The sequence below is a fragment of the Chryseobacterium sp. MYb7 genome, assembly GCF_002979455.1.
GTDB lineage: Bacteria > Bacteroidota > Bacteroidia > Flavobacteriales > Weeksellaceae > Chryseobacterium.
In genome coordinates, this window is the sequence record NZ_PCOU01000024.1 from 59,217 (window position 1) to 85,392 (window position 26,176).

Here is a 26,176-nt window from a genome sequence, read left to right on the forward strand (position 1 = left end):
ATTACCTAATTCGTTTAGAATTAATAAACTTTTAATATCCGCCATAAAAGTACTAATTATAAACACAACTACATAAAAAAAACGGCCAATTTTAGACAAAATCAGCCGTTTTTATAAACATTATATTTTTTTAGAGTTATTTCTTTATTCCCATTTCATATAAGGCAAATGATATAAGATCTGCATTTTCACTGATCACCTGATCTGTTGATCTGCCGGCTCCATGTCCTGCATTTTTTTCAATTCTCAAAAGAACAGGATTTTTACATGCCTGTTTTTCCTGAAGTTCAGCTCCAAACTTGAATGAATGTGCCGGAACTACTCTGTCATCATGATCACTGGTAATGATCATTGTAGATGGATAGCAAGTTCCTGCTTTTACGTTGTGTACAGGAGAATATGATTTCAGGTACTCAAACATTTCTTTACTGTCTTCCGCAGTTCCGTAGTCGTAAGACCAACCTGCTCCAGCTGTAAATTTATTATATCTCAACATATCCAAAACTCCTACTCCCGGGAATGCCACTCTTGCCAAATCCGGACGCATTGTCATTGTTGCACCCACTAGTAATCCTCCATTTGATCTTCCTGACAGTGCCATGTATTCTTTTGAAGTATATCCTTTACTTTGAAGGTATTCTCCGGCAGCGATAAAGTCTTCAAAAACATTCTTCTTCTGTTGTTTTGTCCCTGCATCGTGCCATTTTTTACCGTATTCACCACCACCACGGATGTTTGGAACAGCATAAATTCCTCCATTTTCCATCCAGATCGCATTGACTACAGAGAATGACGGTTGTAAACTGATATTGAAACCTCCGTAAGAGTATAGAATAGTAGGATTTTTACCATCCAGCTTAGTTCCTTTCTTATAATTGATCATCATAGGAACTTTTGTACCGTCTTTTGAAGTATAGAATACCTGCTCTGACACATAATCATCTGGATTAAACTTCACTTTCGGTTTTTGATATACTTCAGATTTCCCTGAGTCTACATTGAATTTATAAGTGGTTCCCGGTGTAATATAATTGCTGAAAGAAAAATAAACATCTTTTTCTTTTTCTTTTCCTCCGAATCCTGATATATTTCCTTTACCAGGAAGTGCAATTTCTCTAACCAATTTTCCAGTCTTATCAAATTGTTTTACCTGATCAATAGCGTCAATCATATAAGTGGCAAAGAAATATCCTCCACCGGAAGAAATTCCCAATACATTTTCAGTTTGTGAAATTACATCTTTCCATGTTGCAGGAGCTGGGTTAGCAATGGTAGTTTTTACAAGACGCATATTTGGGGCATCTTTATCTGTAAAAATGAAAAGATCATCACCCTGAGTATCTACGATGCTGGCATTGATGTCGAATCCGCTCATAATTTGGACAAAGTCTCCTCCTTTTTGAAGGTCTTTGATGTACAGTTCATTACCGTTGGTAGCATTAGCAGCAGAAATGATAAGGTATCTCTGGTCTTCAGAAACCCCTGCACTTAGGTATCTTCTCGGAGTTTTATCCCCTCCGAAAATCAATTTATCTGCAGACTGTTTTGTCCCTAATTTATGAAAGTATACTTTATGCTTATCCGTCATTCCGGAAAGCACGGTTCCTTCTTTTGGCTTATCATAGCTTGAATAATAGAATCCTTCATCTCCCTGCCATGAAATTCCACTGAATTTTACATCCAGTAAAGTTTCATCAATCTGTTTTTTGGTAACAGCATCGATGATAATAATCTTGTTCCAGTCACTTCCTCCTTCAGAGATAGAATAAGCCGCAAGATTTCCTTTTTTGTTGAAAGAAAGATTGGAAAGTGAAGTAGTTCCTTTTTCCGAAAATTTATTAGGATCTAAAAATACTTCTGTAGCATTGGTCTTGTTGTTTGTTCTGTACAAAACAGACTGTGCCTGCAAGCCATCATTTTTATAATAATAGGTATAATCTCCTTCTTTGAAAGGTGCTGAAATTTTTTCATAGTTCCAGATATCTTTCAACTGGCTTTTTATTTTATCCCTGAACGGAATTTTAGAAAGGTAATTCTGACTGTAAGCTACTTCTTCATCTACCCATTTTTTTGTAGGCTCAGAATCATTTTCAAGATCTCTGAAAGGATCAGAAACTGCGCTTCCGAAATAGGTATCTGTCTGGCTTCCCTTTAATGCTTTAGGATAATTCATTTTCTGAGAATAAAAAGATGCTGAAAACAAGACTCCAGCAGTTAACAATATAGGCTTAAAATTCATACTGATCGGTTTTTCTCAAAAATACGCAAAGTATGTGAAATAAAAAAAACCCCGTTAAATTGGGACTTTTCTTATTTATAATTGTATTTTTCTACTATTCACTGGCTCCGAAGCTTTCAAAATAGAAATCGGTAAGATTGGAAACAATCTCATCCGGGCTGCCGTTCCAATAGTATATTTTATTTCCTTCTTTAAGTTCGTATAAAGAGAAGTTCTGATCTGTTGTTACCGTTTTATCAGCATTTTTGAAATCCTGAACTGCCTGAACCAGATATTTTTTCAGATCTTCCGCTTTTATTTTACTCAGATCGCCTTTGGGTCCTGAAGTCAGTTTTGATGGAACCAGGAAGCTCACAGAATAACTTATTTCTGCAATTTTTTGTCCTTCCACGTATTCATTCGGAACTACTTTTACGTCTTTAACGGTAAGTTTTCCTTTTTTAAAATTATCAAACATCCCTCTGAAATAGTCTTCTGCTTCTTTTTTACATGCTGCAGCCGTGGTTTTCGGGAAAGCTGAGAGAAAATTTTCTACACTTCCATTGATCATTTCCTGGGACGTTTCTTTGAAATTCACCTGATACGCAACCTGCCCGTCTACTGTTGGTTTTAAATAGTCATTAAGCTTACCCAATGCAACCTCATCATTGTTGACGAAGGTTCCAAAGAATAGTTCAAAGGCTTCTTTAGGTTTCTTTACTTCAGTTTGAGCCATAAGCTGCTGTCCCATTATCGTAAGCATCAGCAGTAAAATAATTTTGTAGGTTTTCATAGTTTATATTTTGTTTCGTTATTGGGAAAAACAAAGCCCCTGAAGAATCAGAGGCTTTATTTTTATTGGTTTTAATCTTAATAATTTTCTTCTTCTCCCTTCATTTTCTCTGCATTTTCCGCCATGATTACGGCGTCAATCATTTCAGAAATATCTCCGTTCATATATGCATCAAGGTTATACATAGACTTATTAATTCTGTGGTCTGTAACTCTACCTTGCGGGTAATTGTAGGTTTTAATTTTTGCAGAACGGTCTCCGGTAGATACCATAGATTTACGTTGTGCTGCAATATCTCCCTGTACTTTTTGCAATTCGATGTCGTATAATTTTGTTCTTAGCATTTCCATTGCCAACTCACGGTTAGCCAGCTGAGAACGAGCCTGTTGACACACCACAACAAGTCCTGAAGGTTTGTGGGTAAGCTGAACTTTAGTTTCAACCTTGTTTACGTTCTGACCACCGGCACCTCCTGAACGGGAAGTCTGCATTTCGATATCTGCAGGATTCAGTTCGAAGTCTACTTCTTCAGCTTCCGGAAGAACAGCAATTGTGATAGCGGAAGTGTGAACTCTTCCCTGAGATTCAGTTTCAGGTACACGCTGTACACGGTGAACTCCGGACTCGAACTTCATGATTCCGTAAACACCTTCTCCTTCCACTTTCATGATCAGTTCCTTGTATCCTTTTGCAGCTTCGTTAGAATCTGTTACTTCATGTCTCCATCCTTTTGTTTTGAAATACATGGTATACATTCTGTAGACATCTTCTACAAAAATCGCGGCTTCGTCACCTCCTGTTCCGGCACGTAATTCTACGATAACGTTTTTGTCATCGGCAGGATCTTTAGGGATCAGTAATACTTTCAGTTCTTCTTCCAGTGCAGGAAGTTTGGCCTGAGCTTCTAATTTTTCTTCTTTAGCAAGATCTACCAAATCTCTGTCTGAACCGTCTGCAATAATCTCTTCGGATTCTTCAATACTGTCCAAAGCCCCTTTGTACTGATCGTAAACTCTTACAATTTTCCCCAAATCACTATATTCTTTGTTCAAAGAAGAATATCTTTTTTGGTCTGAAATGACATCAGGCTGTATAATAAGGTCTGCAACCTCATTATATCTTTGTTTTATAGCTTCTAATTTTGGAATTAATGATTTAGACATTGTAGAAATTTTGTGGGTGCAAAGATAAGGATTATTAATTCAAAATTAAAATTCCGAATCATCATAAATTTTTGAGCATTAGGGATAAAGGGAGTGAAAGTGTAAAAAGGCAGGATTGTCTATTTGTTTATTCAATTGAAATCAGGCTCTAAGATATTTTGGAAAGCCTTCTGTCTATTAAATATAAAGCAATTCCTACTGCAATAATTCCCAGTCCTATCAAGCTTTCTTTAGGGTTATGAATGAATGTAAAATAAAGAATATAAAAACTGAACAATAAAAAAACTGCCGGAAAAATGTGGAAAGCATTTGACTTAAAAATTTTTCGGTCTTTTTTCTTCAGGAAGAATGCGGTAGAAATGGCCAGACTTGCAAAAAGCTGTAAAATAAAAGCCGTATACACAAAGATTTCTTTAAAACTTCCTGTCAGAATAATAATGGCAGCAATCACTGCATGAGCGAAAATAGCTCTTACCGGAATTCCTTTTTCGTTACCCATGGCTAAAGGTTTCCAAATGGCGGTATGTTTTGCGAAAGCTTGCGTTAATCTCGACCCTACCCACAGATATCCGCTAATTGTTGCAACCAGCTGTAGAGCAATAAAAATATTGACAATCTTTCCAAAAGCAGGTCCCAGCATATTGACAGCAGCTTCTCCCATCACATCTTCTTTTCCCGCCAATTGACTTACCGGAGCATGTTTCAGCATAATATAATTCACCAGAATATAGCTTACCGTTACGAAAACAGTTCCTATAATCAATGATTTGGGAAGGTTTTTCTGAACATCTTTTATTTCTCCTGCGATATAAGAAGCTGAATTCCAGCCTGTATAGGAATAGGTAACAAAAACAAGAGACGTGGCAAAAGCCGGAAGCATGATTTCGTTCTTCCAACTATCACCGAAGTTCAGGCTATTTCCAATTTGTGGTGAATCTGAAAGTACAACACCTAAAATAACCAGTACAATAATGAAAGCTATTTTGATGAAAGTAAAAAAATTATGAAATCTACTGGATGTTTTTAAACTAAATGATAACGCAATCGCCACCAGAAAAATGGCTGCAATCGCAAAACCGTTTCCAAAAGAATACTCAAATACGGAAAGGTATTTTGACATGGCTAAGGCTGCCAGTGCCACAGGAGAGGAAAACCCGATAATCAGAGAAACCCAGCTTATCAGATAACCGAATAGCGGATGATAAGTTTCTTTAAGGTAGATGAAATCGCCCCCGTTTCCTTTAAAATGCGAGCCTAATTCGGCATAGCAAAAAGCCCCGAACAACGCTAGAATTCCCCCTATTGCCCATAGCAGGAATATGCTGTAGGTATTGGTAATATCGGATAACTGAAATCCCAGGGTGGTAAAAATCCCTGTTCCGATCATATTGGAAACCACGATGGCTGCAGCTGTTTTCCAGCCAATCTGATGTGAGGTAGTACTCATTTAATGATTAAAAATTAAAATTAAGCCTTCCAAAGAAATAATTCCCCAGTGTTCCCATCTGAACCGGCGCATATTTGAATACTCCATAGTATGAATTTTCATAAATCTGGCGATCCGGGAAGACATCAAACACATTGTTGGCTCCTACCGTAAAGTTGATACTTTTTGTAATATCATACCCAACACTGATGTCGGTTACTACTTTCGGAGAAAACTCCTGCACACCTCCAAAAGGATAGCCATCTCTTATTACTTTACCAAAATAGGTATTTCTTACGAGAAAATTGAACTTCCCGATTCCATAATTTAATCCTAATGAAGCTTTTGTTTTGGGAGACAGCGTTTCAATGATATTGATCTGATCCGGTCCAAAAAATTCATTTTGTGGAGTTCCTAAGTTTTCCGGAAAATGGAAATCTGTGATTTTAGTTTCGGTATAGTTTCCGGCAAGATTGATATTTAGTTTTCCGTTACCGAGAATCCAGTCATAGGAAACTACTACATCTACTCCTTTAGTTTCGGTATCAATGGCATTGGCAAAGAACCTTCCGCTTTCTACCTTAAACTGTTCTAATCTTGGATCGGTAATATTGCTGGTAATTACGATCCTGTTTTTCACCTTTATCCAGTATCCATCTACGGTAATGAATAATCCTTTTGCAGGTTTTAAAGTGAATCCGGCGCTTCCATTAACGGAAGTTTCCTGCTTAAGTTTATCAAATCCAAGAATTCTTGCAGCATCACTGTCATTTCTGAAAATCCCTTTGGTTACAATTCCGGAACCGGAGGTAGAAATATCGGCATAAGAGTTATTAAAATACTGCTGTTGAAGAGAAGGTGCTCTGAATCCTGTTCCTACCGCCGCTCTTACTGCATAGTTTTTTACAAACTCATATCGCACCGCCAATTTTCCATTCAGCGTATTTCCAAAATCTGAATAATTTTCAAATCTTGCAGCCGCATCAATATTCAGTTTTTTATCTAAATCATAGGAAACATCTGCATACACTGCTGTTGAATGTCTGTCTTTCTTCAATGCATTATTGGGAGAAAACCCAATAAAAGATTGAGATCCGCCCGCACCCAGTACTGTTGATACTTCTGTGGCAACATTTCCGTTGATGTCATATTGAGTGTAAGATGCTTCATCACCCGCTTTGATCTGGTATTGTTCAAATCTGAATTCTCCTCCAAATGCAATATTGATACGGTTGATATTTTTAGAAACATCAAGATTAATGGTATTCTGAAGGAAGCTGTGTTCTCCGGCATAAAATCGGGTGGGTGATTTTACCCCCAGTGAAGCATTATTCGTATTGTTTACATTATAATTGAAGGTGTTGCTTCCAAAGGTATTGCTAAGGTCGAAAAACCAATCGTTGACATTATATTTCGCTCCTACAGCGTAAGAAAGATCATACACCTGGGATGCAAGGTTTGCCTGAAAACCGTTCGGATAAATGGATGAAACCACATTAGATGTTTCGCTGGGAAGCCTTCTGAAACCAAATCCTTTTCCTTCTTTGATACTAAAACCTCCGAAAGAATACATTTTAAAATGATCGTTAAAAGGATATTCTGCATTGAAAAATAGCTGTCCCTGTCTGATTTGTGCATCTCCGATCTGAAAATTAAAATCGTCACGGGTTAATCCTCTTTCCTGAATCTTTGCATCATCCGCCGCTCTTGCAGCAGCAGGATCATCGGCAAATGCATACGCAAAATTATTTCCGAAAATATCAAGATCATGATTTTGTGTTCTTGTGGTTTTCCCTCTGTGGCTTAATTGTAATGAAAGATTAATATAACTGTCTTTTTTCCCTAATGAAGTTCCGTAGTTCGCTCCTGCCTGATAAGTATCACCATCATTTCTTCCGGTTAATCCATAGGTAAGACTTGCTGAAGCTCCTATATTTTTCTTCAGAATAATGTTGATGACTCCTGCAATGGCATCAGAACCGTATTGTGCTGCGGCCCCGTCTCTTAAGACCTCAATTCTGTCAATAGCAATCACCGGAATGGCGCTCAGATCTGTTCCTACTGAGCCATTTCCTACTGTATTCTGATAATTTACTAAAGACGTAGAATGCCTTCTTTTTCCGTTAAGCAGCACCAGAACCTGATCAGGTCCCATCCCTCTTAAGGTTACAGGATCTATATGCTCTGTACCATCCGAAGCAGTCTGTCTCACTGCATTAAACGATGGTATTACGTAGTTCAAGAGATCCTGAGCTGTCATTTGCGGAGAACTTCTCTGGATTTTGTCGATATTAATTACATCTACAGGAACGGGTGTCTCCAGCTTTGTCCTTTTGACATTACGGTTTCCTACAATGATAATATCTTCAATTTGTTTTCCTTTTTCCTCACTTTCCTGAGCAGCGGCCAGAATTGCTCCAAGCAATAATACAGCTGTACTTAATTTTTTCATTTTTATTCTTGCCAATTAATAATGTGAGTCTGACGGATGTTTCCGCAGATACACAGGACTTCAAGAAATGGAATTCATATAGAATATTGACTTCACTTATCTCCCCCTGAGGGTTGGAATTAGCACCTTTACACTTCTGAAACCGTGTAGGTTGCTAAGGTTTCACGGGGCCAAATCCCTCCACCTTTCTTGATAAATCTACTGCAAAAGTAGACTATTTTTTTAAATGTACAAAAAAGGCAAATCTGCTACATTGCAAATTTGCCTTTTTTTATAGAACTTGTTTACACTTTTATTTTTGAACCATTAAGATTTAATAAGAGTTTAAGAGTATTAAGAGAAGCTTCGTTTTACGCTTAAAAATCAGAATGATTCATCTTAAATACTTCTTAATGGTTTAATATATTCAACATTTTTTATAAGTCTAAACGCTTTTATTTAATGATCATCTTTTGAATCGCAATTCCCGTGTCTGATTTCAGCTGTACCAGATAAGTTCCTGTCGGATAACTGATTTTCGCTTCATAGGTACCATTTTCTTTATCCAGCTTGAATGAATCCAGTCTTTTACCCGTCATATCAAAAATCAAAATTTCTCCGTTTTTTGCTTTGCTGAAAACTAATTGAGCAATTCCATTTTTGACTGGATTATCTGCAATCTGAAGTGACAATTTGTTGGCTGCATTGGTATCTGCAGTTGACAAAGCACCTGCATAATTTCCAAAGATTCTGAATTCTCCCGGCTGTAGAGTAATCGGAGCCGTTGTGGAGACTACATTTGAGATACTGTCATCCATCAGATTTTGCCATTGACCTGTGTAAGGGAAATAAGGCACTACATTCTGTACGGATGTAGTATAATTAGCCAGTACCACAACATTCTTTGTTCCTGTTGTAATAGCTGTATCATACACGTAAATTCTTGTGATCAGGCCATTAGGATCATTCGTAAGGTTATTGGATTCTATACTGTAAGTTTTAGATTTAAAAACCGGATGGCTGTTTCTGATATTGATGATTTTAGCCCATGTATCATACACTGCTTTTCTGTTTGCATTCGTATCATATCCTAAAGTAAATGCGATAGGTTTCTCATCTGTTCTACAACCATTGTCGATAGTACCATTCGCACATCTGTTGATGCTGAATTCATATCCTAATTCGCCAAACTGCCAGATCATTTTCGGACCGGGAATAGTAAAGAAGGTAGCACCGAAAGTTTTCATTCTTTCAAGAGCGGTATTCAGGTCTTTCACATTATAACTTCCGTTAGTAGCTCCGTATGCAAGATTTTTAAACATTAATCTTTCTTCATCATGGCTTTCTCCATAGCCTACAGCACTCATATTGGTAAAACCGTGAAGACTGTGGTTCATACGGTCATAATTGCTGTTTTCCTGATATCCCATTGTATTCTGATTGTAAGGATCTGTCTGTTTATTCCAAAGCATAACACCTTTTCCTTCTGCGATTCTGTAGTTCGCCCATTGCTGTTCTTCTACATCTGTTCCAAGGTGTTCAAAGATCATATAAGAATTCGGATCAAGAGCCCATTGTCTGTCTGCATAGTGTTTCATGATATCCACTCTGTCCTGCTGATAAGCGTTGGTACATGTTTCATCGTTTTCAGAACAGCTTTGAGTGAATCCTTTTGTCAAGTCCCAACGGAATCCGTCTATGTGATATTCAGTCAGCCATTGCTCAAGACATCTTTCAACGTAATATTGCGTTGAAGGACTGGTGTGGTTAAAATCATTGAATACATTGTATGAATGTTTCGGAACCTGATTAAAATAAGGGTTGTTCGCTGCCACATCGCCATAGCCGTCTCCATCCGGATCTACATTCCAAAGTCTTACCAAAGGAGAACGTCCTGTAGCATGGTTAAACGCCACATCCAGAATCACAGCAATTCCGTTTTGGTGGCACAGATCTACAAATTCTTTGAATTTTTCCGGAGTTCCATAGGCTTTGTCCAATGCATAATGGAAGGATGTATTATATCCCCAGGAAAGATTTCCTTCAAACTCCATGATTGGCATTAATTCTATGGCATTGATTTTTAAATTTTTTAAATAAGAAATTTTATTGATCAATGACTGCCAGTTCTTTTCCTGTGTAAAGTCTCTCAATAACAATTCATAAACTAACAAATCTTCTTTCGCTGGTCTCTGAAAATTGGTAACCTGCCAATTGTAAGCGGTCTGCCCTGTTTTAAATGTTGAAACTTCAAATCCCTGTCCGGCAGGAAATGCTGGCAGGTTCGGATAAGTAGAAGCTGAAATCCACTGATCATCGTAAGAAGACAAAATTTGCGGTGAATAAGGATCTGCTACTTTTCTCAAATCATTGGTTCTGTATTGGAAGGTATAGAGCTGCTGAGGAGTAATTCCATTGAGCTCAATCCAGTACAAATCAGGATTTGTAGTATCTCTTTTCATTAAATAGGTATCATTCACCGCCCAGTTATTGAAACTTCCGATAACATGTACAAAGCTTTTCCCGGGAGCATATAAAGCCAGCCCTACTTTGGTTTGATCTGTCGGGTTATAATTGATACCTTGTCTCATCCAGTTCGGTATTGCTTCAGAAACCACGTTTCTAGGAACCTGTAAAATGAATGTTGCACTTTTAGAATTGCTTCCCTGTGTGGCAACAAGTTCCATACTGGCATCCTGAGTAACTGTATAGTTGTAAGAATAGGACTGTGACAGAGTTGTTGTAGAGTTAACAACTGTTCCGTTGGCTTTTAACTGAAATGTTGCATTGACATTGGTTGAAGCCGTAATAGTAATGGAATTCCCCACAGGAACTGTGGTAAGGCTATTCGCCAGAGGATTGGTAAGATTTAAGCTTAAAGTCCCTACGTTTACAAAAATATCGGGTGAGGTCTGATGGGATCCTGTTTTATCTTTTAATAAAAATCCAAACCTTCCAATTCCTGTTCTTCCATAAAAAGAAGTTGGTGTAAAAGTAAGCGAATAGGTATCTGTTCCTGCATTATAATTCAGTTTATTCAAATCATTGGAGTTATTCCAGCTGCCATTGGTAGGACAATCCTGGCTGTTCTGATAATTGGTATCAAAAGACCATGTCCAGATATAAATGGCATTATTGGAAACTCCCCATGCAGATTCGTCAATCTGATTTCCCGGAACGGTAAGCGTGACAGCATCTGTTTCATTGAATGGATTTGGGGTAATGGTGTAACTGATCTGCCCAAAAACAACTATTGTAATCAGCAGAAAAACAACGGAATAAAATTTTTTCATGTCTTATTTTTTATCGAATATAATATTAATTTTTATTCATACTCATTATTTTGATGAGATATTTCATTTTCAGAAGAAAAAGACAAAATAAAAAAGGCTCATGAAATTTTCATGAGCCTCCCAATAAAAGTAATTGTAATGAACTATTTTTTATATGACGAATATCTTATGAAACAGATTAATCTTTTATAATTTTTTTAGAAACAATCTGTCCGTTCTTTAATTTTAATTCTACGATGTATAATCCAGAAGGAAGTTCAGTCATGTTGATCTGATTATCCGAAAACTGTACATTCATTCTCTGTCCTACTACATTGGTAACGTTTACTTTTTCAATCACTGAATCTGATTTTACCATAAGAATTCCTTTTGTAGGGTTAGGATACATTCCTATGACAGCTTTATTTAGCTTAATTTCAGATGTGCTTAAAGAAGATGTAGGCTTGATGCATCTTACTGATGCTCCCTGCCCTCTCATAGCTCCTGCCGATGGATTGGCAATAGTAGTTCCAATATACAGATATTTTCCTCCTGAGCTTGAGGTATCAGAACTCCAGAAATATCCTCTTTGTCCTACATACGTAAAGTTACCATCACTGGAGCTTCTGAAGCCTCCTGCCGGTAATTTAAGATGACTGTTGTAAGCCGTTGTAGGGTTAGCAATACTTTCCGCTCCTACTAAAGAGGTCCAATCTGCCTGAGAAGGCATTTTCCAGTCTGGCCCAATGGCTTTACAAGGATCTACGCCTACAGATGCATTAACGTCTGCTACCGACGCTCCACTCCATGTATCTCCACCAGAAAAGCCAGCCCACCATGCCGGAGCCCCTGCAATATAACCTCCTGCAGTTGTGCTTGTTCCTTCCGGTGTGTTAGGTGATGGAGCCTGTACCACCTGAGAATTTCTAAGCTGGTGCCCGTCATCCCATCTTCCCCATTGGAAAAGATCTCCGTATGAGTTGGCATCTGCCATTGATGAAGCAACCTGCGTGCTTCCCAGATTCTGCTGAAGCCATATTTTTCCGTCTGATCCTCTTACCGTAGTATAAGCAACCTGCTGACCACGATACATAAAGCTCACACAGCCTATGTCACCCGCATTTGATCCTGGATCTGTATTGCTGCATGTTTGTGGATTCAGGTTCAGAGAAATTCTTTTAACCTTGGTTGTATTTTCAGAATAAGCCAAAACAAGGTAGTTCTGTGCTTTATCAATTGCTAAATCATTGTATTTTGCTTCACCATCCGAAACAAAATCTCCTCCAAAAGGAATCCAGTTCTGTGAATCGTCCAATTTATAAACGGTATTTCTCAGGAAGTTATCATTTTCAAAACGGCTCGCCACCACATAAGGTGTTCCGGATCCGGTAACTGCTAAAGCAACATGTTGTACTCTTCCATCAGAAAAGTTGGCATTTCCAACCTGTACCCAGGAGTTTCCATCAAATTTTTTAACATTTATTTTCCTTCCTCCTCCTGAGTTGGATACATAAGCTACATAAATCTTGTTGGATCCATCCAAAGCGATATCAGCATTATACTGTTCTCCTGATGATGAAGCATCTGCAGCAGCACCGCCTACTAAAGTCCAGTTTTGTGTAGAGTTTGCATCTGTACTGTTTTGATATACCTTCAACCCTCCGGAAACATTACAGGTATAGATCATATTATTAGATCCGATGACCATTTCAGCAAATTCAGCACCTCCGGAAAAGCCCGCATTTCCTACCTGCTCCCAAGCTCCGCCAAAATATCTTTTTACTGTTCCTGAACCATATGATCCGTAAGTGAATATAATATTATCGGAAGATACCGCAGAAGCCTGATAATTTACAGAACTGTCTGTAGCATTAGGAAGCTGAGACCATAATGATCCTGTATATAAACGTACTTCCATGCCTGAACCCGGGTAACCAAGCTGATTGGTATAATAAATACTGTTTCCGTTCGGGCTTACAGATAATGAGTTGTAAGTAGCTGTTCCAGTAGTAACCCCAGCCGTTCCGCCTAAGTAAGACCATGAAGTTCCGTTGAATTTCTGAACAGAACCTTTGGCTACTGAAACATCATAATATGAGAGATAATAGTTCCCTGAATTATCAATAACAAGATTATTAAAACTGCTTCCTCCTGCAGATACATCCTGAACCCCTCCTACATTTTCCCATTGCTGGGCATACATACAGCTTCCAGCAACGGTTAGCAACGCTAATCCCGTTCTGATTTTTCGTATTGCAAAATGTAAATCTTTAAACATATGAAATATTATTTTTAATTATTCTAAATTTAATTTAATTTTGCGCAAAAGTACCTCACATTATTAACCCCGAGTTATCATTTTCGAACTTTTGGTTATCCTGCGAAGGACTTTTTCCCTTAAGTAAGTTGTACCATGGCTGTAAAAATGTGTTGTATGAGGAATCAATATAAAAGTGGACTTTTGTTCAGATCCGAAGACATCAAAATCATCATACAGGAAGATCTGTGCCCTGACCAATCCTTCAAGTCTCATATGCTGGAAGGCAAGTCCAGTTTTAATCTTATTTTCATGCTGAGTGATGGCATTAATTTAGAAGGTCATGATTGCGGAACTAAATTTCAATTCAAGAAAAATCAATATATCCTCCATTATTCACCAAAAGAAAGTGTTGCTGAACTATGGACAGAAAATCAGGAAATCCTGAGATATCTTCAGATTCAGATTAATTATCAATATATTTTTAACCTCATCAATCCGGAACTTAATCTTGAGAATGCTGAAATTCTGGAAAATATGATTCATAATAATTTCATTTTCCTTCATAAAGAAACGCCGCCGGATATGACGGTTGAAATGCATATGATTGTAAAGGAGATTCTAGGCTATACCAAAAAAGGAATCATGCAGAAATTATTCATAGAAGCAAAAATTATCAAACTCCTTATTTTGATTTTTGAACAGTTCAATGAGAAAAACACATTGGAATCTATTCCCAAAACACCGGAAATCATCAGAAAATTCATTGATGAAAATTACCATAGAAATATAAAAGCGGAAGAGATCGGAAAATATATGGGTTTGAATCAAAATATAATAAGAAAGGAATTCAAGGCTCAGTATCATACAACGATTGCTCATTATATTTCGGAACTCAGAATGCTGAAAGCCAGAAAACTGATCACAGATAAAGAAATTATGATCAAAGAAATTGCTATTGAGTGTGGTTATGAATACCTGCAGAATTTTACACGGGCTTTTAAAAAGAAATTTGGAGTGTCTCCGGAAAGTCTGAGGAATAATAAATAGAAAAACCGCTTAATTGCTTAAACGGTTTTGTATATGTTGTTTTGCTTTGATATTACTTTTTCAGAATTAAGGTGAAAAAGCAATGACAATCAATTAATGATGATGTCCGTGATCGTGAAGGAAAGGTCCGTTTCCTTTAGGCTCGTTATAGATAACTTCTACACCTTCCTGCTCAGTAATAAGCTTTCTTCTGATATCTTCAGGATCGAAAGGCTTTACTTTTCCGAAATACTCTTTCAAACCTTCAGTTAGCCACATTGGGATTACTAATCCGAAGAACATAAAAATACACCAGAATCCTACTAAGAACATAGTAATGAAGAATATAGTCCAAAGGAACTGGTAAAACGGCCAAAATGCTGATAATATCGTTATCATTCTCTTAAAGATTTTAGGCAAAAATAGAACTTTTTTCCTTTTTACACAAAAGATCAGGGTTCTATTTTGTTATTTATTTTAATTTTAAACTAATTAGTGGGCAAGATTTGCGAAGAAATCATTCCCTTTATCATCGGAAATAATGAATGCAGGAAAGTCTTTTACTTCAATTTTTCTTACTGCTTCCATTCCTAATTCCGGGAAGTCTACTACATCTACAGACACAATATTGTCTTTGGCAAGAATAGCAGCCGGCCCTCCGATAGATCCAAGATAGAAACCTCCGTATTTGTGACAAGCATTGGTAACATCTTTACTTCTGTTTCCTTTTGCCAGCATAATCATGCTTCCGCCATGACTTTGGAACTCGTCTACATAAACGTCCATTCTTCCGGCAGTAGTAGGCCCGAAACTTCCTGAAGCCATTCCTTCCGGAGTTTTTGCAGGTCCTGCATAATAGATCGGGTGATTTTTGAAATATTCAGGCATTGGTTTCCCACTGTCGATAATTTCTTTGATTTTTGCGTGTGCGATGTCTCTTGCTACGATTAGTGTTCCGTTCAGTTTTAATCGGGTTTTGATCGGGTATTTTGAAAGCTCGGCAAGAATTTCCGGCATTGGCTTATTCAGGTTAACCTCAACGGCTTCTTCCAAGTGTGGAGGAGTATCAGGCAAGAATCTTTTCGGATCTTGTTCTAATTGTTCAAGGAAGATCCCTTCTTTGGTAATTTTTCCTTTGATATTTCTATCTGCAGAACAAGAAACTCCCATTCCTACCGGACAAGATGCAGCATGTCTCGGAAGTCTGATTACTCTTACATCATGCGTAAGGTATTTTCCTCCAAACTGAGCTCCGATGGCACTTTCCTGGCAGATTTTCTGAACTTTAGCTTCCCATTCAAGGTCTCTGAATGCCTGTCCGGCTTCATTTCCTTCTGTAGGAAGATTGTCATAATATTTTGCGGATGCTTTTTTAACGGTTGCAAGGTTGGCTTCTGCTGAAGTTCCCCCGATTACCAATGCTAAGTGGTAGGGCGGGCAGGCAGCTGTTCCAAGATCTGAGATTCTTTCTTTAACGAATTCTTCAAGAGATTTTTCGTTCAATAAAGATTTTGTCTTTTGGTATAAGAATGTTTTGTTGGCAGAACCTCCTCCTTTTGTTAAGAATAAAAACTCGTAATAATCTCCTTTTTTAGCATAGATATCAATCTGCGCAGGAAGGTTAGATCCTGAATTTTTCTCATCAAACATGGTCATAGGCACAACCTGAGAATATCTTAAGTTTCTTTTCTGATACGTATTGAAGATTCCTTTACTTAGATATTCACCATCTTCTACTCCAGTGTACACATTTTCACCTTTTTTTCCCATTACGATAGCTGTACCTGTATCCTGGCAAGAAGGAAGAGCTCCTTCAACTGCTACGGCAGCATTTTGTAAAAGGTTATAAGCAACGAATCTGTCATTATCTGTAGCTTCAGGATCGTCAATAATTCTTCTAAGGCTTTCTAAGTGTGAAGAACGAAGCATGAAAGAAACATCTGCCATGGCTTCTTCAGCTAACAGTTCCAATCCTTTAGGATCTACTGTTAAAATCTCTCTTTCACCCAGTTTTTCAACCTTTACATAGTCTGATGTAAGCTTCTTGTACACCGTATCATCTTTCTGAATAGGATACGGATCCTGATATCTAAAATCCATTCAATTTTTGTTTGTACAAAAATACGCCTCCTTTAAAAAAATATGAGTAAAATCACTCATTTAAATTGATATTTATAATGATTATAAATTGCGGGTTTCTGAGTTTATAAGTACCTTTATAGAAGCTAAATAAACGAAGCCAAAACATTATTTTTTTCATTGAACATGAATAAAATCAACAATATTTATGGCTTAGAATAAAAAGATCATACAAATTTCAACCACTATGAATTACAGAATTGAAAAAGACACCATGGGAGAAGTGCAGGTACCTGCAGATAAACTTTGGGGTGCACAGACGGAACGTTCAAGAAACAATTTCAAAATAGGACCTGAAGGTTCAATGCCACATGAAATCATTGAAGCTTTTGCTTATCTGAAGAAGGCTGCAGCTTATACCAACACTGATTTGGGAGTGCTTCCTGCTGAAAAAAGAGATATGATCGCGAAAGTATGTGATGAAATTCTGGAAGGAAAACTTAACGATCAGTTTCCATTGGTGATCTGGCAGACGGGTTCCGGCACGCAGTCTAACATGAATGTGAATGAAGTAGTTTCCAACAGAGCTCATGTGAATAACGGAGGAACATTGGGTGAAAAATCTGAAATTCACCCGAATGATGATGTGAATAAATCCCAGTCTTCGAATGATACTTATCCTACTGCGATGCACATTGCTGCTTATACGAAAGTGGTGGAGGTTACAATTCCGGCTGTAGAAAAATTAAAAAATACTCTGGCTGAAAAGTCAAAAGCATTCAAAGATGTGGTAAAAATTGGTAGAACCCACCTGATGGATGCTACTCCACTTACTCTTGGGCAGGAATTTTCGGGATATGTGGCTCAATTGGAATTCGGGTTGAGAGCTTTAAAAAATACATTACCTCACCTTTCTGAACTGGCTTTGGGAGGAACTGCTGTAGGTACAGGATTGAATACCCCTAACGGTTATGATGTAAAAGTAGCGGAATATATTGCTCAGTTTACCAATCATCCTTTCATTACCGCAGAAAATAAATTTGAAGCCCTTGCTGCTCATGATGCGATTGTAGAGTCTCACGGAGCTTTAAAACAGCTGGCTGTTTCTTTATATAAAATTGCTCAGGATGTACGATTACTGGCATCGGGCCCACGTTCCGGAATTGGAGAAATTCATATTCCTGAGAATGAGCCGGGGTCTTCTATCATGCCTGGGAAGGTAAATCCTACTCAGAATGAAGCCATGACTATGGTTTGTGCACAGGTTTTAGGAAATGATACTACGATTTCGTTTGCAGGAACTCAGGGAAATTATGAACTGAATGTTTTCAAACCGGTAATGGCTTATAATTTCTTACAGTCTGCCCAATTGATTGCCGATGCATGTATTTCCTTCAATGATCACTGTGCGGTAGGTATTGAACCGAATCATGAGAGAATTAAAGAGCTCGTAGACAAATCTTTAATGCTTGTTACGGCTTTAAATACTCATATCGGATATGAAAATGCAGCTAAGATTGCGAAGACAGCCCATAAAAACGGAACAACGTTGAAAGAAGAAGCCATCAATCTTGGTTTGTTAACTGCTGAACAGTTTGACCAATGGGTAAAACCAGAAGATATGGTAGGAAGTTTAAAATAATGATTCTATAACTGATACAATGCAAAAACTCCGGGAGCTTTTCCCGGAGTTTTTCGTTTTGCAATCAAAATATATTTAATTTAATCTAATCCGATGGCTAAGCCGAATATGAGTGCTTTATCATCTTTGAAATAACTGTCTTTAAAGAAATTGCTGAAATCCTTCTTCAAAAAGACACTGAAACTGTTGTATGAAAACGTAAGCTGTGCTCCGTACACAAAAGGATTCACCTGATAATTTCCGCGGTCTCTGGTTTCGCCATCAATTCCTTTTACAATGTTGTTGGTAGACATTTTTACGCCTCCATATACATTGGCTCCAATTTTAAATCCGGTGTAATAACTTCTGTACTGGATATCCATTCCGGCATTTTTAAGCTTAGAAAAATTATACTGCACCCCAAGAGGAACCATAATATATCCTGTTCTCAACTTGCTTTTCTCAAGATTTTCGCTGTATTGAGCCAAAGCAACTCCCTGACTTGCATTTCTTATAAACATCATATTGTTATCTGCTCTTACGGTTCTCCATGAGAATCCTAATCCTGAAGTAATGGCCCATGGACTTGTTCTGCTAAGTTGGTAGTTCAGTTTCAGACCAAATTCCAGATTGTTAGCATATCCTATGTTTTTATCCAGTAGGTTATCTGGAGCACTGTTTGTCAGCGTCATAATTCCGTAAGAGAAATATCCTGTAAAGCTTCTGCTGGGACGGAATTTTTTCAATAATTTTTCTTTAAGCTCTTCTTTGGAAGTAACGTCTGTGTTCAAAAGAGAATATCTTACCTGCTTCTGAATAACATCATCCAGATCAAATCCAAGTTCTTCAATTCTTTTATCCATTTTCTCAGAATAGCGGTCTGCAATCTGCGCTTTTTCTCGGTCAAAATCTGCTTTATCAAGGTTTCTGGCCTGCAAAACTACCAGTTCTTCTTCCATCAGCTTTTTTTCTTCCTGGATAATGGTATTGATTTTCGTGGCATATTCTTCCACTTTCTCTTTTACAATAGGGCTTACTTCGGTGTCTTTTTTAGAAGACAGGTTAATATTCAACCCCTTCTTCTGTGCATGGAATGATGCTGAAATAGAGCACAGCAATCCCATTACGATTAACTTCTTGATCATATTATTAATTTTTAAATTTTTACAGGTAAATTATCTGGAATTCAAGTCAATAGTAGTAGCTACATTACTTCCATCTTTTGTTTTTTCAATCACATCTTTATGTTCTACTGAGAAAAGCAGTGTGGAAGGATCTACATATTTTTTCTTTTTAACCGGAGTTTTTAAAGAATCGGCTTTTGCCATCAGTTTTGGATTCGAAAGCTGAGGAAGCTCCAGTTTTTTCAGGGGAAGAGTTTCTTTGGGAATTAGCTTATTCTGGCCTATCGCTACAGGAGAAATCGCTTCTTCTTTATCCTGGGAAAGTGTTTGCTTTACTTCCTTTTTATCAATATTATCGACAGCCAGCGGAATTGTATTCTGTACCGGATCTTTTACAATTTCTTCGGCAGCCGGTTTTTCTGTTTGCTTTACCATTTTCGGTTGAGCTTCGGAAGGTTGATTAAGGAAAAACAGAACACTACCCAAACTGAATAATAACATGAAACATGCTGCCACCAAAAACCAGTTTATTTTTGATTTAGGATGAGTATTACTGTTATGAAGTTTAATTTCAGACCACAGATCACGGGACGGAGCGATCTCTCTATCCTCAATCTGTTTTTTGATCTGATATTCCATATTATCTTTAAACGTTTTCATTTTTTACTTTTTTTTGTTGTTGAAAGTAGATCTTTCTTAATTTTTCTTTTGCCCTAAACAGCTGCGTCTTGCTTACAGCAACTGTAATCTTCAAAGTATCAGCAATTTCCTGATGAGAATACCCTTCCAATACATACAGGTTAAAAACCATTCTGTAAGCATCCGGAAGCTGATCCAAAAGTTCCTGTGCATTAAAATCACAATCGATCTCTGTTTCATGGATATCTTCGTGAAAAGATTGATTAATCTCGTCCAGATAGAAAACTGTTTTATGGCTTTTGATAAAATTCAGGCATTCATTTACGACAATTTTTCTTGCCCAGCTATCCAGATTAGACTCCCCTCTGAAACTTTCTATGTGTTTAAAAATTTTACAGAATGCTTTAATAAGACAATCTTCCGCCTGGTACAAATCACTCACATAGCTTTTACTGACACTCAGGAATCTTTTGACATTCTGCTCATAGAAAATCTTCTGTGCTACCGGATCCTGTTTCTTCAGGAGGCTTAGCAAATCATTCTTTTTATTTCCGAACAAAAGTTTCATGTTTATACTGTTTCTATACTAAAGACAATCAAAACAAAAAAAGGTTACAATTTGAAAAAAAATATTTTACTATTTATTATAATAAGTTGATTTTTTTTGCTCAGAGTTACAAATATTCCATCTTATTTCAATTTAGTCAACAAAAAAAATGCTTTCATTAAAAAACTGAAATACAATTTTTTAGATGAAAATAATTTGTATTTATTTTTTCCTATATTGGAGATATAATTAATACCAAACTAAAACCATGAAAAACTTAAAAAAATTAAAAAGAGAGAATCTGAAAACAATCAAGGGAGGAAATACACCACTTTGCAACATGTATCTCGTACAATACAACGGATATTATGCATGTTGCAGCGTTCCGACAACCAATCCCTGTGAACTGAAAAAAAGAGAGTGTCTCGTAGAAAACGGAATGTGTGATTCATCCAATTCTGGGAATCCAATATAATCCCTATAAAAAATAATAGATAAAAGGCAGCCTCAGAAATGAAGCAGCCTTTTTATAGTTTTATCCTGAGAATTCATCAAGCATATTCCTGGTAGGAACAAAGAAAAGCGTTCCTGTAACTGCTGTACTGAAATCTAAAATTCTGTCATAATTTCCCTCCGGATCACCTATAAACATATTCGTCAGCATTTTTTTTGTGGTAGAAAATGTACTTGCGTAGGCAATAAAATACGTTCCGAACTCATTGGTAGAAGGGCTTCCAAATGGCATATTATCTCTGACTATTTTCAATTCTTCTCCATTTTCACCTTCAATATTGGCTAAAGCGATGTGTGAATTGGAAGGTTTTACATCATCAGACATTTCAATGTCATTTTCTTTTGATCTCCCAATGACTTTTTCCTGATCTTCTGTGGAAAGGCTTTTCCATGCAGCCATATTATGAAGGTATTTCTGAACAAAAAGATAACTTCCTCCTTTGTACTGAAGATCTTCATCTCCTATTTTCCCGAAATAATCCCGGTCATCACCATGAGGGTTTTCCGTTCCGTCTACAAACCCCAAAATAGAGCGTGCATCCCAATATTTAAATCCATGAATTTCCAGAATACTTTCGGCAACAGCGTTTAAGAGGTTGGATATTTCCATTCCCATATCAAAAATCAGACTTTTGTTGTCTGCTCTTAAATGAAAATGAAGATCTCCCGGAGTAGATACAGCAGTATGTTTCACTCCTTTTATCTCTTCAAAAGTGATTAATTCTTTTGGTGGAGGATTGGGAAGATCCAGCTTTTTCCATGCTTCAGCACCAATTCCCATAACACAGCTTGCTCTGCTGTCCGGAAAACGGTTAAAAGCTGAATTATTAAGGTTTAATACCAGGGCACATAATCTTTGAAACACCTCTTTCAACTGTGGGCTGTCATGAAGTTTCCAAACCATGAAAATGGTATTGCTGTTAGGATAATCTGTTACATTCTGTGATTCTATCGCATTCATCTACGTTTTCTTTTAACGTATTAAATATCCGAAATTGAAACCTGATCTGCAAAATATTGCTCCAGTTCTTTCAATGTTTCCGGATTGGTTTTGATGTCTTTTACAAGAAGTCCTTTGTTTACTACCACAATTCTGTTGCAGACTTCTGTGGTATGGGAAAGATCATGGCTGGATATCAGAAAGGTAACACCATCCTGTTTGGACAGTTCTTTGATCAGGTTTTTAAGTTTGATCTGTGTGGACGGATCCAGGTTGGCAAAAGGTTCATCCAAAATAATAATCTCAGGGTTTCCGATGATGGCACCTACAATTCCTACTTTTTTCTGATTTCCTTTCGAAAGATCGCGGATATACTTTCCTGATTTTAGGATCTCTCCGTTAAAAAGATCATGAAAAGGCTTCAGGAATTCATCTACAGATGCTTTATTCTGACCTCTAAGCTCTCCGATAAAGTAAAAATATTCTTCCGGCGTAAGATAACCAATGAGAAAAGTATCATCCACAAAGGCTGACACTTTGTTTTTCCATGCTTCGGATTCATTGACTTTAATTCCGTCAATGCTTACATATCCGGTGGTAGCCTGAATCAAATCCAGCATCAGACTGAAAAGGGTTGTTTTTCCTGCCCCGTTGTTTCCTACAAGACCAAATGTTTCTCCGTTTGGAATTTCAAGATGTTCGATGTTAAGAACAGTTGCTGTTCCGTATGTTTTGGATAAATTTTGTATGTTGATCATGGCTTAATCTTTATTTTTAAATGCATCAAGTGTGCTGTATTTTTCTTTTTTATAGTGTTTTACGATGATATCGAAGATTTTTTCTCTCATAAAAAATCCGATAACTCCAATAATAGCAATGCTTATCACTCCTCCTGTAATTCCTGTGAAATATTTTGCCAAAGCAAATACGCCCATAGGAAGAAACATTTTTGGAATTAATAAAAGCATCGCGATCATATTAAAACTTCCTTTCTGCCCCAGTCTTTTTTCTTTTGAATTCAGATCAATCTGAGTTTTGTTGAAGGCTCCCGACCACAAGGTAAATTGAGAATTCACCCCAATATTGTATAATCCTGCCGCAAAAAATGTAATATAAACCTCCCATCCAAAGTACGCATAGCAAAGCGCTGCAATGATAGAAACACCGGTCACGATATTCATTAACCACCATTTTGCTTTTAAATATTCTTTGTACGGAACATTCAGGGTCATCATCAAAGGATAGTATGAACTGTCAAAAGCAGGGACCCTTTGCCCAAAAAGAAACTGAAAACCTCCTGTTACAAAAAGCCCCATAAGCATCATCATTGCCGGAGTTTTGTATATTGAAGAAGTAAACATCAGTAATCCGTAGAACAAGAACATAAAGCTACCCAGCAAAACGCCTTTGGTCACTTTATTACGTCTCAACATTTTAATATCATTATTGATAAATGTCCCGATAGCACCATATTTATTCAGGAAGGCAATATTCTCTGTTTTTCCGACTGTTTTCTTGGCTTCAAGCCCCTGATCCAGATAGAATTCTTTACGCAGATAACGGAAGCAAATCCACCATAATATCACAAACAAAGCAACAGGAATCAATGCAAGGTAAGGCTTTTCATAAAAGCTGAAGAAAACCGATTCAGAGTACGACAGAACCGGAATGATTTTATAATATCCCAAACTTCCAATGATCACAAAACAGACACCTATGATAATGGCTAAAGTCTCTTTTCCGTTGAAGAAAATATTGATGAAATTATTCAGATAGAGCAATGCAATCACTCCAATGAGCCAAACTAATGTTCCTATGATATTATATCCATTGAATAAGGCAATCAGGGAGAATGTAATAAAAAATAAAGACATCAGCCAGCTGAATGCAGAAAGAAAGGTTTTGGCCAGCATATAATTGACCAATGTATTCTTTCTGATGTTCAGGGTGAGAAATGGCTTAATATTCTGTGTAGGAATATCCTGCCAGAGATATTTAATCACCAGATCTATAATCCAGGCTACAATCAAGAATTTTGAAACAACTTGTAAAGAATCCTGATGCATTTCTTCCTGTATGTAGAAAAAAGCAATAAAGGCTCCGCCCAGAAGACATCCAATAAAATAAAGGATCCCAATAAACCTGAGTATTTTCATGGTCAGATTGATCCCCAAAGATGTACCACGAAAAAAGCTTTTGATTTCAAGCCTAAGGAACTTTAGAAACATATGTTAGTTTTTATACATTAGTAAATATAATGTACAATATGTTACAAATTTTTAAGGAAAAGTGTATTTCTGTTGTTATCCGATAAGCTCTTTTGCCTGTGCTAAGGCAGCTTCGGTAATTTTACTTCCGGAAAGCAGCTGGGCAATTTCGTTCAGTTTCTCTTCGTTACTCAAAGGAATGATAGTAGATTGTGTTCTTCCGGAAATATCCTGCTTCACTACTTTATAGTTGTCATTTCCTTTTGCAGCTACCTGCGCAAGGTGGGAAATAACGATAAGCTGCATGTCTTCGGACATTTCTCTCATCAGGTTTCCGATCTCTTCGGCTACTTTTCCTGAAACTCCGGTATCAATTTCGTCCAGAATAAGGGTTGGAAGTTCATCACTTTCTGCAATAATCTTCTTTACAGCAAGCATTACTCTTGATCTTTCTCCTCCGGAAATAGCTGTCTGAATCGGCTTCAAAGGAAAACCGGAATTGGCTTGAAACAACAGCTGGATATTTTCTTTACCAAACTGATTGAATTCTTCAGCATCTTGCAACTCGATATCTACTTTTGCTTTTTCCAGTCCTAATTTTTTAAGAAGACCTTCTGCTTTTTTAATGAAAACAGAAATATTTTTGTGTCTGTTTTTAGAAAGCCTTGCAGCAAGAGTTTGAAGTGTTTTTTCTTTTTGAGAAATATTTTCTTCTGTTTCTTCAATCTGTCCTTCCAAATCTGAAGCTCCTTTCTGATCTCCAGCCAGCTGATTTCTGATTTCAATCAGTTCATTAATATCCGAAACATTATGCTTAAGAAATAAAGCGTTAATTTTATTATTTAGATCGGTAAGATATACCAGATTTTCCGGGTTGATTTCAACTCTTTCTGCTTCATGTTCCAGCTCGGAAATGATGTCTTTAAGCTCTACAAAAGAGGTTTCAAGTCTTTCATCAAGCTCGGCAAAACTGGTAGAAACTTCGGAGATTTTTGAAAGTTTGTTTGTAGCCTCATGGAAGAAGGATAAAATCCCTATTTCTTCCTGATGGAATCTGGACAAGATCTGACCTACATTTTCAGAAATCATTCCTGCATTTTCCTGAATAGAAAGCTGGTTTTGAACATCTTCATAGTCTACATCATCCAGCTTAAGTTCTTCCAGTTCATTAAGCAGAAATTCTTTGTAATCGCTCTCTTTATTAGATTCTGAGAGCTGGGTTTTGAGTTTTTTCAACAATAATTTAAGATTCTGAAAATCAGAAAATTCCTGCTGATACCCTTCGATGATCTTTTTATTTTCAGAAAGTCCATCTATAATTTTAAACTGATATTCTGATGTAAAAAGATTGGATGTTTCAAATTGGGAATGAATATCAATTAATTGTGAGGAAAGCTCCTTAAGAATATCCAGCGTTACCGGAACATCATTGATGAAGGCACGGGATTTTCCTGATGGAAGGATTTCTCTTCTGATAATGGTCTGATGCTCATAGTCCAGATCATTTTCGATAAAGAATTTTTTAAATTGATTATTAAGTGAAAACTCGGTTTCCACTACACTTTTCTCTTCCGTTTTGGCAATAGATTTTACATCTGCTCTTTCCCCTAAAATAAGACGAAGAGCACCCAAGATAATAGATTTACCTGCTCCTGTTTCACCGGTAATCACCTGTAAACCATTTTTCAATGATACATCAAGGGTATCAATCAGGGCAAAGTTTTTAATGTAAATTCTAGAAAGCATTGATAATCCGGGTTATGGTTCAATTTGAATTTGAACTGTAAAAATAAGTTTTTTTTTATTGAAGTAAGAAAATGTTTTTTGAATACTTTTTAATGAAGTCATCTTGACTTTTTCAAAAATTATATTTTTTATTTGAAATAAAAAAAGGGATTAGGAAATTAGAGTCGCTAA

19 protein-coding genes and 1 riboswitch are annotated in these 26,176 nt (G+C 37.0%); of the genes, 3 read left to right on the plus strand and 16 right to left on the minus strand.

The features are described from left to right. Positions 1 to 136 precede the first annotated feature (136 nt). From CQ046_RS17545 to CQ046_RS17575, 7 genes are all read right to left on the minus strand, one after another. On the minus strand, positions 137 to 2,239 hold the full coding sequence (locus tag CQ046_RS17545) for a prolyl oligopeptidase family serine peptidase (RefSeq protein WP_105703522.1): 2,103 nt from the start codon (positions 2,237 to 2,239) through the stop codon (positions 137 to 139). Positions 2,240 to 2,333: 94 nt separating this feature from the next. Continuing rightward, positions 2,334 to 3,011: a hypothetical protein gene (locus CQ046_RS17550; protein ID WP_105703523.1), complete on the minus strand. Its 678-nt coding sequence runs from the start codon at positions 3,009 to 3,011 to the stop codon at positions 2,334 to 2,336. A 77-nt stretch (positions 3,012 to 3,088) separates the two neighbouring features. Then, a complete protein-coding gene (gene prfA, locus CQ046_RS17555) occupies positions 3,089 to 4,174 on the minus strand; it encodes a peptide chain release factor 1 (RefSeq protein ID WP_105703524.1) in 1,086 nt (361 codons plus the stop codon). A gap of 148 nt (positions 4,175 to 4,322) precedes the next feature. Then, positions 4,323 to 5,621 carry an APC family permease gene (locus tag CQ046_RS17560; RefSeq protein WP_105703525.1) on the minus strand — a complete coding sequence of 433 codons (1,299 nt, stop codon included), beginning with the start codon at positions 5,619 to 5,621 and terminating at the stop codon, positions 4,323 to 4,325. 7 nt (positions 5,622 to 5,628) lie between these two features. Then, positions 5,629 to 8,052, minus strand: a complete 2,424-nt coding sequence (locus CQ046_RS17565) for a TonB-dependent receptor plug domain-containing protein (protein ID WP_105703526.1) — start codon at positions 8,050 to 8,052, stop codon at positions 5,629 to 5,631. Between the two features lie 93 nt (positions 8,053 to 8,145). Beyond that, positions 8,146 to 8,251, minus strand: a riboswitch (SAM riboswitch). A gap of 235 nt (positions 8,252 to 8,486) precedes the next feature. Beyond that, positions 8,487 to 11,324 (minus strand): alpha-amylase family glycosyl hydrolase, encoded by a 2,838-nt coding sequence (locus tag CQ046_RS17570; protein WP_105703527.1) that lies wholly within the window; start codon positions 11,322 to 11,324, stop codon positions 8,487 to 8,489. Between the two features lie 178 nt (positions 11,325 to 11,502). Further along, on the minus strand, positions 11,503 to 13,581 hold the full coding sequence (locus CQ046_RS17575; protein WP_105703528.1) for a T9SS type A sorting domain-containing protein: 2,079 nt from the start codon (positions 13,579 to 13,581) through the stop codon (positions 11,503 to 11,505). A gap of 156 nt (positions 13,582 to 13,737) precedes the next feature. Between CQ046_RS17575 and CQ046_RS17580 the strand changes: the two genes are divergently transcribed. Further along, a complete protein-coding gene (locus CQ046_RS17580; protein WP_165790545.1) occupies positions 13,738 to 14,610 on the plus strand; it encodes a helix-turn-helix transcriptional regulator in 873 nt (290 codons plus the stop codon). A 93-nt stretch (positions 14,611 to 14,703) separates the two neighbouring features. On the opposite strand, the gene CQ046_RS17585 is transcribed toward CQ046_RS17580, so the two are convergent. Both CQ046_RS17585 and CQ046_RS17590 read right to left on the minus strand, forming a co-directional pair. Next, a complete protein-coding gene (locus CQ046_RS17585; protein WP_171006268.1) occupies positions 14,704 to 14,988 on the minus strand; it encodes a hypothetical protein in 285 nt (94 codons plus the stop codon). Between the two features lie 93 nt (positions 14,989 to 15,081). Continuing rightward, on the minus strand, positions 15,082 to 16,689 hold the full coding sequence (locus CQ046_RS17590) for a fumarate hydratase (RefSeq protein WP_105703530.1): 1,608 nt from the start codon (positions 16,687 to 16,689) through the stop codon (positions 15,082 to 15,084). Positions 16,690 to 16,915: 226 nt separating this feature from the next. Between CQ046_RS17590 and fumC the strand changes: the two genes are divergently transcribed. Beyond that, on the plus strand, positions 16,916 to 18,310 hold the full coding sequence (fumC, locus tag CQ046_RS17595; RefSeq protein ID WP_105703531.1) for a class II fumarate hydratase: 1,395 nt from the start codon (positions 16,916 to 16,918) through the stop codon (positions 18,308 to 18,310). A gap of 80 nt (positions 18,311 to 18,390) precedes the next feature. Here fumC and CQ046_RS17600 read toward each other — a convergent pair whose 3' ends face one another. Genes CQ046_RS17600 through CQ046_RS17610 form a run of 3 tightly spaced genes read right to left on the minus strand, consistent with a single transcriptional unit; the run spans position 18,391 to position 20,620 of the window. Continuing rightward, positions 18,391 to 19,434, minus strand: a complete 1,044-nt coding sequence (locus tag CQ046_RS17600) for an outer membrane beta-barrel protein (RefSeq protein WP_105703532.1) — start codon at positions 19,432 to 19,434, stop codon at positions 18,391 to 18,393. A 30-nt stretch (positions 19,435 to 19,464) separates the two neighbouring features. Continuing rightward, positions 19,465 to 20,073, minus strand: a complete 609-nt coding sequence (locus CQ046_RS17605) for a hypothetical protein (protein WP_105703533.1) — start codon at positions 20,071 to 20,073, stop codon at positions 19,465 to 19,467. Further along, the gene (locus CQ046_RS17610) at positions 20,060 to 20,620 is read right to left on the minus strand and encodes an RNA polymerase sigma factor (RefSeq protein ID WP_105703534.1); all 561 of its coding nucleotides are present in this window, start codon (positions 20,618 to 20,620) and stop codon (positions 20,060 to 20,062) included. Before CQ046_RS17610 ends, CQ046_RS17605 begins: the two co-directional genes overlap by 14 nt. Before the next feature lie 247 nt (positions 20,621 to 20,867). Here CQ046_RS17610 and CQ046_RS17615 point away from each other — a divergent pair, with 247 nt between their 5' ends. Beyond that, on the plus strand, positions 20,868 to 21,074 hold the full coding sequence (locus CQ046_RS17615) for a bacteriocin-like protein (protein ID WP_105703535.1): 207 nt from the start codon (positions 20,868 to 20,870) through the stop codon (positions 21,072 to 21,074). 60 nt (positions 21,075 to 21,134) lie between these two features. On the opposite strand, the gene CQ046_RS17620 is transcribed toward CQ046_RS17615, so the two are convergent. The 4 genes from CQ046_RS17620 to CQ046_RS17635 all read right to left on the minus strand — a co-directional run bounded on the left by CQ046_RS17620 (position 21,135) and on the right by CQ046_RS17635 (position 26,005). Then, a complete protein-coding gene (locus tag CQ046_RS17620) occupies positions 21,135 to 22,073 on the minus strand; it encodes a Dyp-type peroxidase (RefSeq protein WP_105703536.1) in 939 nt (312 codons plus the stop codon). A gap of 20 nt (positions 22,074 to 22,093) precedes the next feature. Further along, positions 22,094 to 22,810: an ABC transporter ATP-binding protein gene (locus tag CQ046_RS17625; RefSeq protein ID WP_105703537.1), complete on the minus strand. Its 717-nt coding sequence runs from the start codon at positions 22,808 to 22,810 to the stop codon at positions 22,094 to 22,096. A 3-nt stretch (positions 22,811 to 22,813) separates the two neighbouring features. Further along, positions 22,814 to 24,280, minus strand: a complete 1,467-nt coding sequence (locus CQ046_RS17630; RefSeq protein ID WP_105703538.1) for a DUF5687 family protein — start codon at positions 24,278 to 24,280, stop codon at positions 22,814 to 22,816. A 75-nt stretch (positions 24,281 to 24,355) separates the two neighbouring features. Beyond that, positions 24,356 to 26,005 (minus strand): DNA repair protein RecN, encoded by a 1,650-nt coding sequence (locus CQ046_RS17635; RefSeq protein ID WP_105703539.1) that lies wholly within the window; start codon positions 26,003 to 26,005, stop codon positions 24,356 to 24,358. Between the last annotated feature and the right edge of the window lie 171 nt (positions 26,006 to 26,176).